The following is a 16,979-nucleotide window of genomic DNA, read 5'->3' on the forward strand; positions in this document are numbered from 1 at the left end:
GGGACCAGTGGGGGGCAGGTCAATCCCGGTGTCGCACGGCAAGTTCGATGTCGAGGACTACACCCGGTACGTGGCCAATTTCATTCGCCATCTCGGCCCGGATACGCATGTTATCACCGTCTGTCAGCCGGTGCCGCTGACCTTGGCTGCCACTGCGCTGCTGGCAGAAGAGGAACCCGGGGCCCAGCCACGGTCACTGACATTGATGGGCGATCCGGTTGACCCTGACGCGGCGCCGACGGAAGTGACCGATTTCGGCAGGCGCGTGATCATGGGCCAGCTGGAGAAATTGGTAATCCAGCGCATCGGCTTCAAATATCCTGGCGTCGGCCGTATGGTATACCCCGGCCTTCTGCAACTGGCCTCGTTCGTTTCCATGAATGCCGACCGCCATGCCACGGCCTTTCTCAACCAAATCCACCGGGCGGCCAAGGGCGAAGCATCGGACCACGATGCGCACAAACGGTTCTATGATGAATACCTTGCAGTGATGGATATGCCCGCCGAATTCTACCTCTCAACGGTGGAGCGGGTCTTCAAAAACCGCGAAATCGCGCGGAACGCAATCACCGTGGCGGGCAAGAGGGTCGATTTCGCCAAGATCACTTCGGTTGCGGTCAAGATCGTAGAAGGCGAAAAGGAAAAGATCTCGGCCCCCAGCCAATGTGCCGCGGCGCTGGCTCTGTGCAGCGGTCTGCCGGACACGCTGAAAGCCAAGCGTATTGAGCCCGGTGCAGGGCATTACGGTATCTTCGCCGGCAAAAGCTGGCGCAACAACATCCGCCCTCTGGTACTCGACTTCATCGACACTCATAACGGCGCCGGCTCAGGAGAGGCCACCGCGCAAGCACGCAAGGCCTGAATCCGACGCAGAACAGACCTCAGGGGAAGTGGGCAGCTAATTTCCTTGCGTACCAGATATCGGGGCGCAGGTCAGGGCTGCCCGCGCAGCCGCCTGTTGGGCCGGCATCTCTGGAAGCTTGGACTCTTGCATGAAAGCAGCGGATACTGACTTCAGGGCTGGGTGGGGGTTGGCCAGCGAGTTCCGTGCTTTTGGCGTTGCATAATTGTTCGGGACGCAGGCCTTTGTTACTAATCCATAATTCCGCGAAGCGGCCACACGCCGGATTACGTGAAGCTGGAGACGCCAAATGAACACGAACGGAAAAGCATGACAGGGCATGATTCCAGATCCACGCAGCCGCCGGCTCAGATCCTCGACACGCTGAGCCTGTTCAACGACTACACCAAGGGCGGTATAGCGATTGACACTGAAGAGCGGATCACTTGGATCAACGAGAAATACCTGCAGCTGTTGTCTGCCGATGTTTCGCTGGAGGAGGCTCTGGGCATGCCGATCCGGGAACTGGTGCCGGAAACAAAAATGCCCGACGTCATGCGGACCGGCAAACCGATCCTGCTTGATATCATTCGTTTCGGGAACCGCCATTTTGTCGTCTGCCGCCTTCCCACCCATGACGGTGAAGGCAAAGTGTCAGGTGCCGTGGGTTTTGTCTTCTTTGAAGAGGTCGAGCAGCTCAGCCCTTTGCTGACCAAGTACCGCGATCTTGAAAAACAGCTGCGCGAGAAAAACAGCGAGCTGTGGCAAATGCGGCGCGCACGCTATTCGCTGTCCAGTTTCCTGGGAACAAGCAATGCGGTTTCAAAATTGCGGAAGAAGGCGCGGATGATTGCCACCCGGCAGCGCCCGGTTCTCATCTACGGTGAAACCGGCGTCGGCAAGGAGCTTTTGGCGCATGGCATCCACATTGCCTCTAGCAGATCGCAAAAACCCTTCATCACGGTCAACGCGGCGTCATTTCTGGAGGAAAGTTTCGAAGCACAGTTCTTTGGCCGGTATGCCACAGACCCCGGCGGCCAGCGCAAGTTCATCCCTGGGCAGTTGATGATGGCAGATCGCGGGACACTATTTATTGACGAGGTGGGCGACTTGCCTCTGAGCCTGCAGGCCAGGTTTCTGCGCGTCATTGAGGACGGTGTCATTGAAACAGGGGAAGGCGAAGGTCTGCTCCACTCGGATTTCCGGGTAATCGCCACAACCAGCCGTGACCTGGAGCGCTGCGTGCAGGAAGGCACCTTCCGGGAGGATTTGTTCTTTCGGCTGGCGGTGCTGCCAATCAATATCCCGCCGCTCAGGTCACGGATCGAGGACATCGACATTCTAGTGGAATTCGTTCTCGACCGGCTCCGCCGAGACGAGGGCAGTTTCTTTTTGTCCAACGAAGCTATGCTGCTTCTCAAGGCCCATACGTGGCCGGGCAATGTGCGAGAGATGATCAACGTTATCGAACGCGCGTCGCTGGAAGCGCAGGACGAGGAGATCGGCGCGCGTGAAGTGGCGCTCGCGCTGAACACATCGGCCGATCTTTCCCCCCATTTCGACCACGAAACCGATTGGATCCCCTTGTCGGAAAGCGTGCGCCGGGCGGAACGGACGGCAATCATCGATGCGCTTCTTCGCAGCCGAGGCAACCGCGAGGAATCTGCGCGTCTGCTGGGAATTTCGCGGTCAAACCTGTACAGCAAACTGAAAGCACTCGGGGTAGATGATCTCTAGGAGACAGCTGCACTGGCCGGGAACTTGGCAATTGAGCCGACAAGACTACTTGGATTCCATTCAGGTATTGCCGCGCTGGCTCTTGTAACCCAACACCTGCCGCCAGCCTCGATCCAGAAATCACGACTCCTGTCCAATAATCTGGAGCTGAGTTCAGCGCCTTGATTCTGAAGTGAAAAACCAATCTCACCCTAATGTTCGTATCCACAATACAGGACTGCAGCCACGGATCATGCGATGATCTCAGGCGCGGTTTCCTGAATTCGGGCAGCTATCCGTTGACGTAACCGCACTGCGTCTCTCCCCATAAGGCACGCTCGTCAACCGCGCCGCTGACTCTTTCGACCGCCAACGCCGGAGAGTGTCAGCAAGTGTTGGCGCCATTGAATGCGTGATCAGGGAGAGAGAAATGATCAAAACGCTCAAAACAACAGCGCTTGCGCTCGCGGCCTGCCTCGCTGCAGCTGCCGGTGCGAATGCCGAAGACAAAATCCGCTGGAAAGTACCGGCAGCCTTCCCAACTCATCTCCCTGCGCTCGGTGAAAACGCCGGAATTGTGGCCGGCATCCTGAAAGATGTGTCGGGAGGCTCAATCCAGTTCAAGATTTTTGAACCAGGCAATCTCGTGCCGCCGCTCGAACTGACGGATGCGGTACAGAATGGCTCCATAGAGGCGGGGTATACTTGGCTAGGCTATGACTCGGGCAAGATCCCGTCCTCCCCCCTGTTTGCCGCGCGGCCCTTTGGGATGGAGCCCTGGGAATACACCGCCTGGTGGTACGAAGGCGGCGGCAAGGAACTGGGGGAGGAAGTGTATGGCAAACGGAACGTCCACCCGGTTCTGTGCGGCATCAATGGTCCGGAAACCGCAGGCTGGTTCAGCAAGGACATCAACTCGATGGCTGACTTGCAGGGCCTGAAAATCCGTTTTGCGGGTCTTGGCGGCCAGGTCATGCAGAACGCTGGCGCTTCCGTGACACTGCTCCCGGGCTCGGAAATTTTCCAAGCGCTTGAAAAAGGCGCGATTGATGCGACCGAGTTTTCGATGCCGGCGGTGGACGAGCTGCTGGGTTTCTACAAGATCGTCAAGACCAACTACTTCCCCGGCTGGCACCAGACCTACACCGCCTTCCACTTGATCGTGAACAAGGATGTCTGGGACGGTCTGGAGGATCAGACCCGCGCCATGTTCGACACGGCATGCACTGCAACGACCTTGCGGTCGCTGTCGCGGGGGGAAGCCATCCAGGGGGCCGTTCTGCGCGGGTTCGCTGAGAAGGGTGTGACGACCAAATCCCTGCCGGTCGACATGCTGAAAGAGCTCAAGGCGCTGACGGACGCGGTCATGGAGGACCAGGCGGCCGCGGATGCGGACTTCGCCAAGGTCTACGAAAGCCAGCAGGCCTTCGCGCAAAGCTACCAGACCTGGAAAGGCCTCGCTTACCTGCCGCGTGATTTTGCCAGCGAATAAGCAAACCGGGATACGGAGCCCGGGGCGGCATGCCCGCCCCAGGCAGCCAATAGGGAGGAACAATTGATGACTGTTGAGAGTAACAACCCGGGTGCAGGCAAAACCGACTGGCTGTCAGCGCGCCTTGCAGAAATGGATGCTGCTCTAGGGGCGGTTGAACAGAGTAACGCAAACCTTCAGGAGCAACTGCGCGATCAGGGCGACAAACAGATCGCTGCGCTGCGAGCCGCCCGGGCGCAAATGGAAAAGGCTGCAAAGGATGCGCTGGACCGGAACACGGAGGCGTTTCCGGCGCTGAAAGACGAGCTGCAGCCCATTTGGGAGAGCTTCGAGCAGGCGCTGACGGTTTGGGCGGATCTGACCCAGTCCCACGAAGATGTCCTGAGCAACCAGATCAAAGCGCAAACAAGGGCGTGGACCGAGTTCTTCGACCAGTACAAGAGGTCGATTGCCGGTGCGCAGAAGGAGTTCAGGAAGACCTGGTCCGCAAACTTTGAAAATGTGGAGAATGAGATGGCCAAGGTTCAGACCAAAGCCGCCTCTCAGGAAAACTTCCCATGGTCGAAGATGTTCAGCGCAATGGAAGAAGCCCGCAGCAAAGCGGAAAAAGTTGCTGAGGATTTCCAGAAATCACTGGCGGAACACTCCAAAAAATAGCCCGCGGACCCGGACCGGACTGCGTTGCTGTATTGCGGTCGGATCACCAGCGCATGGTGTCATTCGGCCGCCCGAAAGGACTGAACCATGGTAGAAGAAAAGAACCCGCCGCAGCGGGAGGCTACTTCGCACGATGAGCCGGATGACCTTCAGTACATCGTGCATCATGCCGATCTGCCTGAAACGGCGTTTTCCCGGAGCACCGAGGGCGCCATCAAGAAATTTGGAGAGTGGGTATCCTGGTTCTGGATACTTCTGATCGCAGTGGTCTGCGTCAACGTCTTCATGAAGAACGTTTTGTCCCAGGGCAGCGTGCAGCTCGAAGAAATTCAATGGCATATCTATGCCGCACTCTTCCTGCTGGGGCTTTCTTATACGATGGCCTACGACGACCACGTGCGCGTCGACCTGCTCTATGAAAATATCTCCACGAGGGGCAAAGCCTGGGTGGATTTTCTCGGCATCCTGCTGTTTCTGGTGCCTTTCATCCTAATGCTCCTCTATTTCACCTTCCCCTTTGTCCTAAAGGCGATAAGCGACGGTGAACGGTCCAGTTCCCCGGCCGGCCTGTCCCACTACTGGATCATCAAGAGTTCGCTTCTTATCGGGCTTGTCCTGCTGCTGATCACAGCTTTTGCAAGGCTGCACCGGTGCATTGCGCTCCTCTTCTTCGGCGCGAAGGTTCCAAAATCTCCGGAGTCCAGAAAATGACGTTCGAATTCTATGAGATCATGTGCATTGTCATGTTCGGAGGCTTCATCCTGCTTCTTTTCACGGGCTTTCCTGTGGCATGGGTCTTGGGCGGCGTGGCCCTGATCACGGCAGGAGCTGCGGCATTTGTCTTTGATGTTCAGCTCGAAGACGGATTCTACAGCATGACCTTCCAGCAGATGTCAGTGGTTGTGCAGCGCATATGGACAATCATGACCAACTGGGTCCTCGTGGCTTTGCCGATGTTTGTTTTCATGGGGCTGATGCTGGACCGGTCCGGGATTGCCAACGGCCTGATGGAGAATTTCGTTAAGATCTTCGGCCGGGTTCCTGGCGGCTATGCGCTGACGGTGACCCTTATCGGTGTACTGCTGGCGGCATCGACCGGCATCATCGGCGCCTCCGTGGTCCTGCTGGCGCTGCTGGGCATGCCGGTAATGATGAAGAACCACTACAGCCCGACCTTCTCGTCCGGTGTGGTGTGCGCTACCGGTGCGCTGGGGATCATCATTCCGCCGTCCATCATGCTGGTTCTGATGGCGGACCGGACCGCCGGCGTTGATGCAGGCGGGCTGTTCATGGGCGCGCTCATCCCGGGTGTCATGCTGGGGGTTCTTTATGTTGCCTACGAAATCATCATCGCCCGGGTGTCTTCCACCACCGCGCCGGTGCCCGAAGACGCCCGGCCAATTCAAGCGTCGGACTTAACCGGTGTTCTGCTGGCGATCCTGCCGCCTGCGGGTTTGATTATGGCTGTGCTGGGATCAATCTTTTCGGGCCTTGCCACCCCCACAGAAGCCGCGGGCATTGGTGCGCTTGGCGCCACCTTGCTGGCGCTCGCCAACAAGAAGCTGGACTTGAGCGTAATGAAAGAGGTGTGCGAGCAAACCACCCGGACGACATCGTTCATTTTTGCCATCTTCCTGGGAGCAACTGCCTTTTCCTTTGTGTTCCAGTCGCTTGGCGGCGAGGAATTCATAGAGCACACGCTCAAGGGGCTTCCCTTCAGCGACAATGGCATCCTAATCTCGATCCTGTTCCTGATTTTCATCCTGGGCTTTTTTCTGGATTGGATCGAAATCACCCTTATCGTGCTGCCTTTCGTGTCTTTGGTGGTGCCGGATCTGAATGTCGGACCGGCTGACGAAGGCGCAAGGATGATCTGGTTTGTGGTGCTGGTTGCCGTTTGCCTGCAGACGTCCTTCCTGACCCCGCCAGTTGGCTTTGCGCTTTTCTATCTGAAAGGCGTGGCCCCCGAAGGTGTAACTGTAGGCCACATCTACAAGGGGGTGCTGCCGTTTATCGGGTTGCAGCTGTTCGGCCTGGCGCTGGTCTATACGATCCCCGCTCTGGCCACCTGGCTGCCCTCCATTGCCTACTGACAAGCTAATAAGAACAGGGAGAAAATCATGAAAAAGGCGCTGGCTTTTTACCTGAGCCTTCTACTTCCGGCGGCGGCTTCGGCCTACGAGCCGATCGTGGAAAAGAAGTCCTTCACGATCGCCGAATTCCGGACCCAGGGCGGGGAAACCATCAAGGACATGACCCTTGGCTGGGAAGCCTATGGGGAACTGAATGATGCCAAGGACAACGTCATTCTGGTCCCCCACTACTTTTCCGGAAATTCGCATGCGGCCGGCCGGTACAGCGAAGAGGACAAGGGGCGCGGCTATTGGGATTACCTGATCGGATCGGGCCGGGCGATCGACACAGACAAATTCTATGTCATCTCGGTGGATACGCCGGTGAATCTTGGGGTGCATAATCCTAAGGTGATCACCACCGGACCGGCCTCGTTAAATCCGGACACAGGCAAGCCATATGGAATGGATTTTCCGATACTGACCATCGGCGATTTTGTGGAAACCCAGAAAGCCCTGCTGGATCAATTGGGAATCGAAAGCCTGCATGCGGTTGTCGGTGCTTCGATGGGTTCGCTGCAGACCTATGAATGGGGCGCACGCTACCCCGACAAGGTAGGCCGCATCGTGCCGGTCATCGGCGCGGGCTGGGCCTCGGGCGATCTGATTGCCTGGCTAAACATTTGGGCAGCGCCGATCAAGCTGGATCCGAATTGGAATGGCGGCGACTACTATGGCGGTGAACCGCCGCTCAAAGGCCTGGGCGAAGCGCTGAAAATCGTGACGCTGCATGCGCAAAGCGACGAATGGTCCAATGGTGTCTTCGGACGGGCCTGGGCCGTTGAAGACGCGGATCCCGCTGCAAGCCACGACAATCTCTTCAAGATCGAAGCCGTCCTGACCGGTGCGGGCGCGGCACGGGCAAAATCTTCTGACGCCAACCATTTCCTGTATCTGGCAAAGGCCAACCAGCTGTTCGTTACAGGCCACAAGGAAGGGCTTTATGATGGGCTGCTCGCCATCGATGTGCCCGTCATGATCATCCACACCGACGAAGACCTGGTGTTCCCGGGCAACCATGTCCGCGAAACTGCCAGCATCATCCGGTCGGACGGCACGCCGGTCACCGTTGTCGAACTGGAAGGCACCCGAGGCCATCTGGACGGCGTCCTGTCACTGCAGCAGGCGGAAGGCAGTCTGAAGGGCTTTCTCGAGAATTGAACCGCAATGCGGAGGCGGAAGTGCTTTCCGGCTCTGCATCCCGTGGGCCGCGGGCTGAACCGCCCCGCTTCCACTTACCCCTACCTTGGAGTTTTCACGTGTCTACCAAAGCAGCAATCGTAACCGGATCCACCAGCGGCATTGGCCTCGCAATCGCTGAGACCCTCGCCTCCACGGGTTGCAATATCCTGCTCAACGGCTTTGGCGACCGCGATGAGATCCAGGCGATCCAGGATAGCATTTCCAGCCGCCATGGCGTCGACGTGAAGTACTGCGGTGCCGACATGTCGGTGCCCGATGACATTTCTGCCATGGTGGCCATGTGCCAAAGCAAATTCGGATCGGTGGACATCCTGGTGAACAATGCAGGGATCCAGCACACCGCGTCCGTCGAGGACTTTCCGGCCGATCGCTGGGACATGATCATGGCGATCAACCTTTCGTCGAATTTCCATGCCATCCGCGCGGTGCTGCCGCTGATGAAAGCCAACGGTTTTGGCCGGATCGTGAATGTAGCTTCGGTGCATGGTCTCGTCGGCTCCGTCAACAAATCGGCCTATGTTGCTGCCAAACACGGGGTCATCGGCCTGACCAAAGTAGTTGCACTGGAAAATGCCCGGACCCCGGTCACCTGCAATGCTGTCTGCCCGGGCTGGGTGCTGACGCCCCTGGTGCAAAAGCAGATCGACGACGTGGCGGCGGAACACGGCATTTCCGAGCAGGAAGCCATCGAAAAAATGCTTGGCGAAAAGCAGCCGTCGCAGAATTTCGTCACACCTGAGCAGATCGGCAGCACGGTCGCCTTCCTGTGCTCGGACGCTGCGTCTGAAATCCGGGGATCGGCAATCAACGTCGATGGCGGCTGGATCGCGCAGTAAGGGCCAATTTCTCAGAGTGATCTGAAATTGGCGTTGTACCGCACCGATCGCGGCATCAAATCAGGGAGGGAGACCAAGATGAGCACGAAAATCGCATCTCCGGAAGATGCCGCCATGCTGATCAGCGACGGCGACACTGTTGCCACCAGCGGTTTTGTTGGCATCGGTGTCCCGGACGAAGTGCTGCAGGCCATTGAAAAACGGTATCTCGAAACCGGGTCCCCCTCCAGTCTTACGGCTGTCTTTGCTGCTGGTCAGGGCGACGGTGCCCAACGCGGTCTGAACCGTTTCGGGCACGAGGGTCTTCTGAAACGCGGCATCGGCGGGCATTGGGGGCTGATTCCCAAGGTCGGGCAGATGGCGCTGGCCGGCCGTATAGAGGCCTGGAACCTGCCGCAAGGGGTGATCTCGCAGATGTACCGCGAGATCGCTGGCGGGCGCAAAGGCGTCCTGACCAAAACCGGCCTGGGAACCTTTGTCGACCCGCGGCTGGAAGGCGGCAGGATCAACAATGCGACGCCGGAAATGGTGCAGCTGGTTGAGTTCGACGGCGAGGAACTGCTCTATTATCCGGCATTCGGGATTGATGTGGCCCTGCTGCGTGGCTCCACGGCGGACGAAAACGGCAACCTGTCGATGGAAAATGAGGCGCTGCTGCTCGACAACCTCGCGATGGCCATGGCCGCGCGCAATTCGGGCGGCCTGGTGATCGCGCAGGTTGAACATGTCTGTGCCGGAGGTGCTTTGAACCCGAAGTCCGTTGTTGTTCCGGCGGCGCTGGTGGATGTTGTGGTGGTGGCCAAACCGGAAAACCACGCGCAGACCTTCGCCACGCATTTCTCGCCGGTTTACGCCGGTCAGATGCGAGCGCCCGCCGCGCAGCAAGCTCCGCAAAAGCTCGACATCCGCAAGATCATCGCCCGCCGCTGTTCACTCGAGCTGCCGCCGGGCGGTGTGGTCAACCTTGGTATCGGCATGCCTGAAGGCGTCGCAGCCGTGGCCGAAGAAGAGGGGGTCCTGAATGCGGTCACCCTGACTGCAGAGCCGGGTGTTCTGGGCGGCCGCCCTGCCAGCGGTCTTGATTTCGGTGCGGCGGTCAACCCCGACGCGATCATTCCGCAAAACGCCCAATTTGATTTCTACGACGGCGGCGGACTCGACCTGGCGGTGCTGGGCATGGCCGAGGCGGACGCGCTTGGCAACGTAAACGTGTCTCGATTTGGCGGACGCCTGGCGGGCGCCGGCGGCTTCATCAACATCAGCCAGAATGCAGCCAAGGTGGTCTTTGCCGGCACATTCACCGCCGGCGGCCTCAAGATCGCTATCGAAAACGGCGCGCTGAAAATCCTGTCCGAGGGGCGGGCGCGGAAATTCCTGCCCGAAGTGGAACAGATCACGTTCAGCTCAAAACAGGCCACTACAAACGGGACTGAAGTTCTCTACGTGACCGAAAGGGCCGTGTTCCGCCTGGATGAAGGCCGCGTGATCCTGAGCGAGGCCGCTCCAGGCATTGATATTCAGCGCGACATTCTGAGCCACGTGGATTTCGAACTGGATACCAGCAAGGTGAAACCGATGTTTTCGGGCATCTTCACCGAAGAGCGTATAGGCCTCGAAGACATGCTGTTCGATTTGCATCTTGAAGACAGGATCTCGCTAGATGCAGGCCGTAACCAGCTGTATCTGAACTTCGAGCGCCTGCGGATCCGCTCGTCAGCGGACATTGGGAAAATTCGCGATGTGCTTGAAAAGATCCTAGGCGGCCACGGCCAAGCGGTCGATGTGATCGTGAATTACAACCTGTTCGAAATCTCACCAGAGCTCGAGGCCGAGTACGCTGCATTGGTCCGTTCGCTGGAAGAACGCTACTATGGCAAGGTGTCCCGTTACACCTCGAACGCCTTCATGCGTCTCAAGCTGCAGCAAACTTTGACACGCTCTGCGGCACCGCATCTGTTTGAAACCCGGGAAGAAGCACGTGCGTTCCTGACACATTCGGAGCCGCAGCTTTGACGGCCACTTGGCGGCCGCAGCGCCCTGACACATGGCAGGCACATTTGGAGAAATCCGATGGAATTTGACGTTCAACCAAAACAATGGTCGCAGTTTGCCGCTTTGTCCCAGCGGGCAGCGGGCCTGATGATGCGCCTGATCAACCGTGCGGCTCTGTCGGCGCTCAGCCAGGACTTCAATATCAACGATGTGCAGACAATCTGGACCGCTTACGCCAGGACCTGGGCCAGGCTGGCGACCTCGCCCGAAGTGTTTCTTCCGGTGCAAGCGGCGGCATTGAATGCCATGTCGGATTTCTTCAGCGGCAAGTTCGGGGGACCAGACCGCCGTTTCCGCGACAAGAAGTGGGAGGCCGACCCGATCGCACGGACGCTGCGTGACAGCCACATTGCCCTGGAAAAATTGATCGAGGCATCTCTGAAAGCGCTTCCCGAAGGCTCCAAGGATCATCTGCGGGTTCAGTTCTATACCCGGCAGATCATCAGTGCCTTGTCGCCCAGCAATTTTTTCGCGCTGAACCCTTCTGCCCGTGAGCGCCTGCTGGAAAGCGAGGGCCAGAGCCTGCTCGACGGGTTCGAGAACCTGCTAGACGATCTGGAAAAGGGCGACGGGAGGCTGGACATCACGACGAACAACCCTGAAGCCTTTACCGTCGGCAAGGATCTGGCCAATACGCCAGGCAAAGTGGTGTACCAAACCGATCTCATGCAGCTCATCCAGTATGAGCCCAGAACCAAGCAGCAATGGAAAACACCGATCCTGCTGGTCCCGGCCTGGATCAACAAATACTATATTTTCGACCTGCGCGAAGAGAACAGCTTTGTGCGCTACCTGCTGGACCAGGGGCACACGGTTTTTGTCATCAGCTGGGTAAATCCTGACAAGCACCATGCCGAGAAGGACTTTAGCGACTACATGAGCGAAGGCCCGCTGGCCGCGATGGACGCCATCGAAAAGGCGACCGGCGAAAAGCAGGTTAACGTCATCGGATTTTGCATCGGTGGCATATTGGTGACGGCGACCGCTGCTTACCTCGCCGCCACCGGCCAAGATCGAATGGCCTCAGCGACCACGCTCGCGACAATGATAGATTTCCGTGAAGTGGGCGAAATCGGGGTTTTCATTGATCAGGACCGGGTCGCGGCGCTGCGCGAGCACATGGCTGACAAGGGGTATCTTGAAAACTACCACCTGCAGGACATGTTTTCGATGATCCGCGAAAACGACATGGTCTGGTCTTACCATGTCAACAACTACCTGATGGGGCGCAAGCCTCCGGCCTTCGACCTGTTGTTCTGGAACTCGGACTCCACCCGCCTGCCCGCTAAAATGCTGCTGTGGTATCTGGAAGAGATCTATATCAAAAACAGCCTGCGTGAGGATGGCGGCCTGGAGTTGAGAGGGGTTCCGATCAGCGTATCGCAGATCAAGACGCCATTCTTCGTTCTGGCCACCAAGGAAGATCATATCGCGCCTTGGAAATCGGTTTATCCCACCACCCAGATTGTGCCGGATGCCACATTCGTGCTGGGCGGATCCGGCCATATTGCCGGCGTCATCAATCCGCCGCAGGGGAAAGTAAAATACGGCTACTGGGTCTTGGAAGAATATCCCGAAAACCCTGAAGACTGGCTCAAGCAGGCTTCCCCGGCGGCCGGCTCCTGGTGGCCCTACTGGCAGGAATGGCTTGCCGCGCACACCCCGCAGGAAAAAGTTCCCGCCCGCAAACCTGGTGCCAAGGGCCTCAAAGCCCTGGAGGACGCACCCGGCAGCTATGTTCTTTCGAAATAACCGGAAAACCTAAAAGGCAGCGAGCGCGGTGGCAGTGTCCTTGGATGCAGAGGCTGCCTGAATGCTTTGACAAACACGACGGCCGGGCCGACCCGGCTAAGCACGAGAAGAAAGGAAACCATCATGCAAGACATCGTGATCGTATCGGCGGCCCGCACGGCCATTGGGGATTTTGGCGGAACACTTAAGGATATACCGCCGATTGATCTGGGCGCCCATTCCGCCGCCGCGGCAATCGAACGCGCAGGCATTCAGGCGGAAGAGGTGCAGCAGGCTTTCTACGGCAATGTCATCCACACCGAAGCCCGCGACATGTATGTCTCGCGTTGTGTTGCGTCGGCCGCAGGTGTTCCGGATTCTTCCCCCGCGCTGACTGTGAACCGCCTCTGCGGCTCGGGCCTTCAGGCTGTGGTTTCGGGCATCCAAACTCTCAGCATGGGCGATGCCGAAGTCGTTTTGGCGGGCGGCACCGAAAGCATGAGCCGGTCAGGGTACCTTCTGCCCTCTGCGCGCTGGGGGCAGAAGATGGGCGACGCACAAGCAACCGATATGATGGTCGGCGTGCTGACCGATCCTTTCGGCCACGGCCATATGGGGGTGACCGCCGAAAACATTGCTGCCGAGTTCGGCATCAGCCGTGAAACCCAGGATGCGTTTGCGGTGGAAAGTCACCGGCGCGCGGCCCGGGCAATCGAGGAGGGCCGCTTTGCCGAACAGATCACGCCGGTTGAAATCAAGACCCGCAAAGGCACCACGGTCTTTGACACCGACGAACATGTCCGTCGGAATGTCAGCATCTCCGATATGTCTAAACTGCGCCCGGCCTTCCAGAAGGATGGGTCCGTGACCGCCGGCAACGCGTCGGGGCTGAATGACGGGGCAGCGTCACTGGTTCTGATGACCGCCGAAGCCGCCCGCAAACGCAACCTCTCTCCGCTGGCACGTGTGCTTTCCTACGGGCTTTCCGGCGTCGATCCCCGCCTGATGGGCATGGGCCCGGTGCCGGCAATGCGAACCGCCCTTTCACGGGCTGGACTGTCGGCCTGCGATCTCGATGTGGTGGAATCCAATGAAGCCTTTGCCGCGCAGGCTTGCGCGGTCACGTCTGAACTCGGTCTGGACCCGGAAAAGGTGAACCCGAACGGCGGCGCAGTGGCGCTTGGCCATCCGATCGGCGCCTCCGGCGCGATCATTTTGACCAAACTGCTGTACGAGCTGCGCCGTATCGGCGGCGGGAAAGGCGCAGCAACCATGTGCATCGGCGGCGGGCAAGGCATCGCGGTCGTCGTCGAATCCGCGGTGTGAGCGATACCTGAACCATGGCACTTTTTGCCTGACGGGGCAGGGGGCGCGCGCTTGCCCCCTCCATCACCGTCAGCCAGACGACTTCGGCAATCGTTTTACACCTAAGGCCTTTCTGGCCGCGGTGGTAAGGGGACTGCAGGTCGTTTCGTTTCATGACCTGCGGTCCTCATTATGTTCTTGTTTCAGGTTGCAGAAGCGCGCTGGGAGCGGCCATCGCGGTCACTCTGCCGCAACTGCGCCGGCACGGCGGCCCAGCGCACCGCTCAGGCGCACCAGGACGACGCCCGCCAGCACCAGTGCCGCCGCAAGATAGGGTGTTGCCTCTAGCCCAAGGCTCTCCACCGCAAGACCGCCGGCGCCGGCTCCCAGCGCGATCCCCAGGTTGAAGGCTCCGATGTTCAGACCCGAAGCCACATCCACTGCGCCGGGCGCGACTTCCCGGGCGATCTGCACCACATAGGCTTGCAGCGGCGGGACGTTGCCAAAGGCAAACCCGCCCCAGAACAGCACCACCGCAATCGCCGCCCAGCTGGTGTTCAGCGCGAGGCCCAGCAGAACAAGCGCGGCGGCGAGGCCAAGGAAGATCCAGGTCAGCGAAGCGACCGGGCCCAGGCGGTCAGACAGCTTGCCCCCCAGAATATTCCCCACCGCAACAGAGACGCCATACACAAGCATCACGATCCCCACCATGCCTTCGGTCATGCCCGTGACCCCGGTCAGCATCGGCGCAAGGAAGGTGAAGGCAATGAAATTGCCACCATAGCCGACCGCCGTGATCAGATACACCAGAAGCAGACGCGGAGAGGTGAGAACCTGCAGCTGCTGGCCGAGGCCCGGAGCCGGCGCCTGTTCGAGGTCCGAAGGCACCAGCACCGCGCTTGAGACCAGGCCGGTCAGCGCCAGGATGACCACGCCAAGAAAGGTGGCCTGCCAGCCAAAGGTCTGACCGATCCAGGTGCCGAGGGGCACACCGGTGACCAGCGCAACGGTCAAGCCCATGAAGACCAGGGCGATGGCGCTGGATTCCTTTTCCTTGGACACGAGATTGGTCGCAATCGTCGATGCGATTGCAAAGAAAACGCCATGCGCCAGGCCAGTAATGAACCGCGCTGCAACCAGCGCGTTGTATCCCGGCGCAAAGGCCGAGAACAGGTTGCCCGCCGTGAAAAGAACCAGCAGCAGCAGCAGCAGCCGCTTGCGGTTCATGCCGCCGGCCAAAGCTGTCAGGACCGGCGCCCCGATCGTGACACCAAGAGCATAGAGGCTGACCAGCAGGCCCGCGCTGGGAAGGGACACGCCGAGATCAGCGGCGATTGTAGGGATGAGGCCGACGATCACGAACTCTGTCGTGCCGACGGCAAAAGCGCTGATGGCCAGCGCCCAAAGTGCAAGTGGCATGATTGCCTCCGTTTGGCTTACGAAACTTCGGCTGGACAGATAGACGCGCTTTTCTATTGTAAAAACAGAACAGACTCGAAGGGACTATTGCGCAAAATGCACGAATTGGCGCAAACAAGGGATCTGGCCGCTTTTGTTGCCGTTGTCGAAGATGGCGGCTTTTCGGAAGCGGCGCGCCGGCTGAACGTGGCGCCGTCGTCCCTCAGCAGGACAATCGCGAAGCTTGAGCAAACGCTGGGGGTTACGCTGTTGCGGCGGACGACCCGGTCCATCGATCTGACACCGGAAGGCGCCGAGGTCCTGCAGATCGCCCGGGATGTCCTGCTTCAGACAGAGCGTTTGCGCGATGTCCGGGAGGCAAGCCGGTCGCCGCGCGGCCCGCTGCGGATAAACGCCGCTGTCCCCTTCGTTCTGCATGTGCTGATCCCGGCCTTGCCGGAATTCCGCGAACTGTATCCCGATATAGACATCACGCTTTCGATGACCGATTCCGTTGTGGATCTCATCGGGGCCCACGCAGATGTCGCTATCCGGTTGGGCCGCCTGGAGAACTCGGAGCTGATCGTGCGGCCACTGGGCGTCTCCCAATGGCGGCTGGTTGCGGCGCCAGGCTACATCGCGAAAAACGGAACACCCAAAACGGTTGCGGATCTCAAGCGCCTGCAGCAAGTCCGCTTCACCACAACCCGGCACATAAACGAACTGCGCTTCAAGGGCGAACCATCGGCTGCTGCCGTGCCGGCGTCCGTCCAAGCAGACAACGGTGAGGCCGTGCGCCATCTGGTCCTCAACGGAATGGGAATATCCCGCTTGTCCGATTTCCTTGTGGATGCCGACATTGCGGCCGGCCGCCTGGTGGAGCTTCTGCCCGGCCAGCTTGACGCGCCGCCGATGGATATCTCAGCCGTTTACTTCGAGCCTGCATCCAGGTCCCGCAGGCTCGAGACATTCCTGGAATTCATGCGCAACCACCTGAAAGCCTGATGCGCGAAGACATTGCTTGCCCGGAGCCGCCGGGCGCAGCGTTCTGAGGCCGGGGGCGGCTGCTGTAGTATTCCAGATCTACCCTGCGCCATTAAAACCGGATTGTCTGAAGCTGGAGATTTCTGCCAAATTGGCTCGGCTGAAAAGGTGTGAAATCAAACTTTGGCTTCAGGCGTGTGCAAGCCGGCGGTGCAGACTCTCAGCTGGGGGGATTTCAGGACGTACATACCCCGTTCAAAACCCGTCGGGGATGCACTGCGGGCATCCCGCGTGATAACTGGGTTGCATGAGCAGTTTAGCACCCACGAAGTATAAGACTACGAACCAGTCGGCTTAGCCGCACGAAAGGCCGTTGCAATCAAGGCCCCGGCACCGGGAACTGTTTTCGGTCGACGGCACACGGCGCCGCTGGTCCGATATCGGACCAGCGGCGCCGTGTGCCGTCGACCGAAAACAGTTCCCGGTGCCGGGGCCTTGATTGCAACGGCCTTTCGTGCGGCTAAGCCGACTGGTTCGTAGTCTTATACTTCGTGGGTGCTAAACTGCTCATGCAACCCAGTTATCACGCGGGATGCCCGCAGTGCATCCCCGACGGGTTTTGAACGGGGTAT

12 protein-coding genes and 1 pseudogene are annotated in these 16,979 nt (G+C 59.1%); 12 read left to right on the plus strand and 1 reads right to left on the minus strand.

The genetic code is table 11. The features are described from left to right. Nucleotides 1-16: 16 nt before the first annotated feature. The 11 genes and pseudogenes from phaZ to bktB all read left to right on the plus strand — a co-directional run. Nucleotides 17-862 (plus strand): annotated as a pseudogene (gene phaZ, locus ACFMBG_RS08730) (polyhydroxyalkanoate depolymerase); the annotation flags it as partial. A gap of 270 nt (nt 863-1,132) precedes the next feature. Then, nucleotides 1,133-2,578 carry a sigma-54 interaction domain-containing protein gene (locus ACFMBG_RS08735; protein ID WP_421054312.1) on the plus strand — a complete coding sequence of 482 codons (1,446 nt, stop codon included), beginning with the start codon at nt 1,133-1,135 and terminating at the stop codon, nt 2,576-2,578. A 490-nt stretch (nt 2,579-3,068) separates the two neighbouring features. Beyond that, the gene (locus ACFMBG_RS08740; protein ID WP_421054325.1) at nt 3,069-4,049 is read left to right on the plus strand and encodes a TRAP transporter substrate-binding protein; all 981 of its coding nucleotides are present in this window, start codon (nt 3,069-3,071) and stop codon (nt 4,047-4,049) included. 66 nt (nt 4,050-4,115) lie between these two features. Further along, complete coding sequence (locus ACFMBG_RS08745) at nt 4,116-4,706, plus strand: hypothetical protein (protein ID WP_421054313.1); 591 nt, start codon at nt 4,116-4,118, stop codon at nt 4,704-4,706. Nucleotides 4,707-4,793: 87 nt separating this feature from the next. Continuing rightward, complete coding sequence (locus ACFMBG_RS08750; protein ID WP_421054314.1) at nt 4,794-5,417, plus strand: TRAP transporter small permease subunit; 624 nt, start codon at nt 4,794-4,796, stop codon at nt 5,415-5,417. Continuing rightward, complete coding sequence (locus ACFMBG_RS08755) at nt 5,414-6,799, plus strand: TRAP transporter large permease (protein WP_421054315.1); 1,386 nt, start codon at nt 5,414-5,416, stop codon at nt 6,797-6,799. The genes ACFMBG_RS08750 and ACFMBG_RS08755 overlap by 4 nt, the downstream gene beginning before the upstream one ends. Nucleotides 6,800-6,826: 27 nt before the next feature. After that, nucleotides 6,827-7,999: an E22 family MetX-like putative esterase gene (locus tag ACFMBG_RS08760; RefSeq protein WP_421054316.1), complete on the plus strand. Its 1,173-nt coding sequence runs from the start codon at nt 6,827-6,829 to the stop codon at nt 7,997-7,999. 98 nt (nt 8,000-8,097) lie between these two features. Further along, nucleotides 8,098-8,877, plus strand: coding sequence for a 3-hydroxybutyrate dehydrogenase (locus tag ACFMBG_RS08765; protein ID WP_421054317.1), 780 nt, complete (start codon nt 8,098-8,100; stop codon nt 8,875-8,877). A gap of 78 nt (nt 8,878-8,955) precedes the next feature. Beyond that, nucleotides 8,956-10,890: an acyl CoA:acetate/3-ketoacid CoA transferase gene (locus ACFMBG_RS08770; protein WP_421054318.1), complete on the plus strand. Its 1,935-nt coding sequence runs from the start codon at nt 8,956-8,958 to the stop codon at nt 10,888-10,890. 57 nt (nt 10,891-10,947) lie between these two features. Continuing rightward, on the plus strand, nt 10,948-12,681 hold the full coding sequence (locus ACFMBG_RS08775; protein WP_421054319.1) for a PHA/PHB synthase family protein: 1,734 nt from the start codon (nt 10,948-10,950) through the stop codon (nt 12,679-12,681). Nucleotides 12,682-12,804: 123 nt separating this feature from the next. Further along, entirely contained in the window at nt 12,805-13,986 is a 1,182-nt protein-coding gene (bktB, locus tag ACFMBG_RS08780) for a beta-ketothiolase BktB (RefSeq protein ID WP_421054320.1), read from the plus strand. Between the two features lie 219 nt (nt 13,987-14,205). Here the strand turns inward: bktB and ACFMBG_RS08785 are convergent, their stop codons facing one another. Next, nucleotides 14,206-15,384, minus strand: coding sequence for an MFS transporter (locus tag ACFMBG_RS08785; protein WP_421054321.1), 1,179 nt, complete (start codon nt 15,382-15,384; stop codon nt 14,206-14,208). Between the two features lie 96 nt (nt 15,385-15,480). On the opposite strand from ACFMBG_RS08785, the gene ACFMBG_RS08790 reads away from it, so the two are divergent. Then, nucleotides 15,481-16,368: a LysR family transcriptional regulator gene (locus ACFMBG_RS08790; protein WP_421054322.1), complete on the plus strand. Its 888-nt coding sequence runs from the start codon at nt 15,481-15,483 to the stop codon at nt 16,366-16,368. Nucleotides 16,369-16,979 lie beyond the last annotated feature (611 nt).

The sequence above is a fragment of the Leisingera coralii genome (genome assembly GCF_049056525.1).
GTDB lineage: Bacteria > Pseudomonadota > Alphaproteobacteria > Rhodobacterales > Rhodobacteraceae > Leisingera > Leisingera coralii.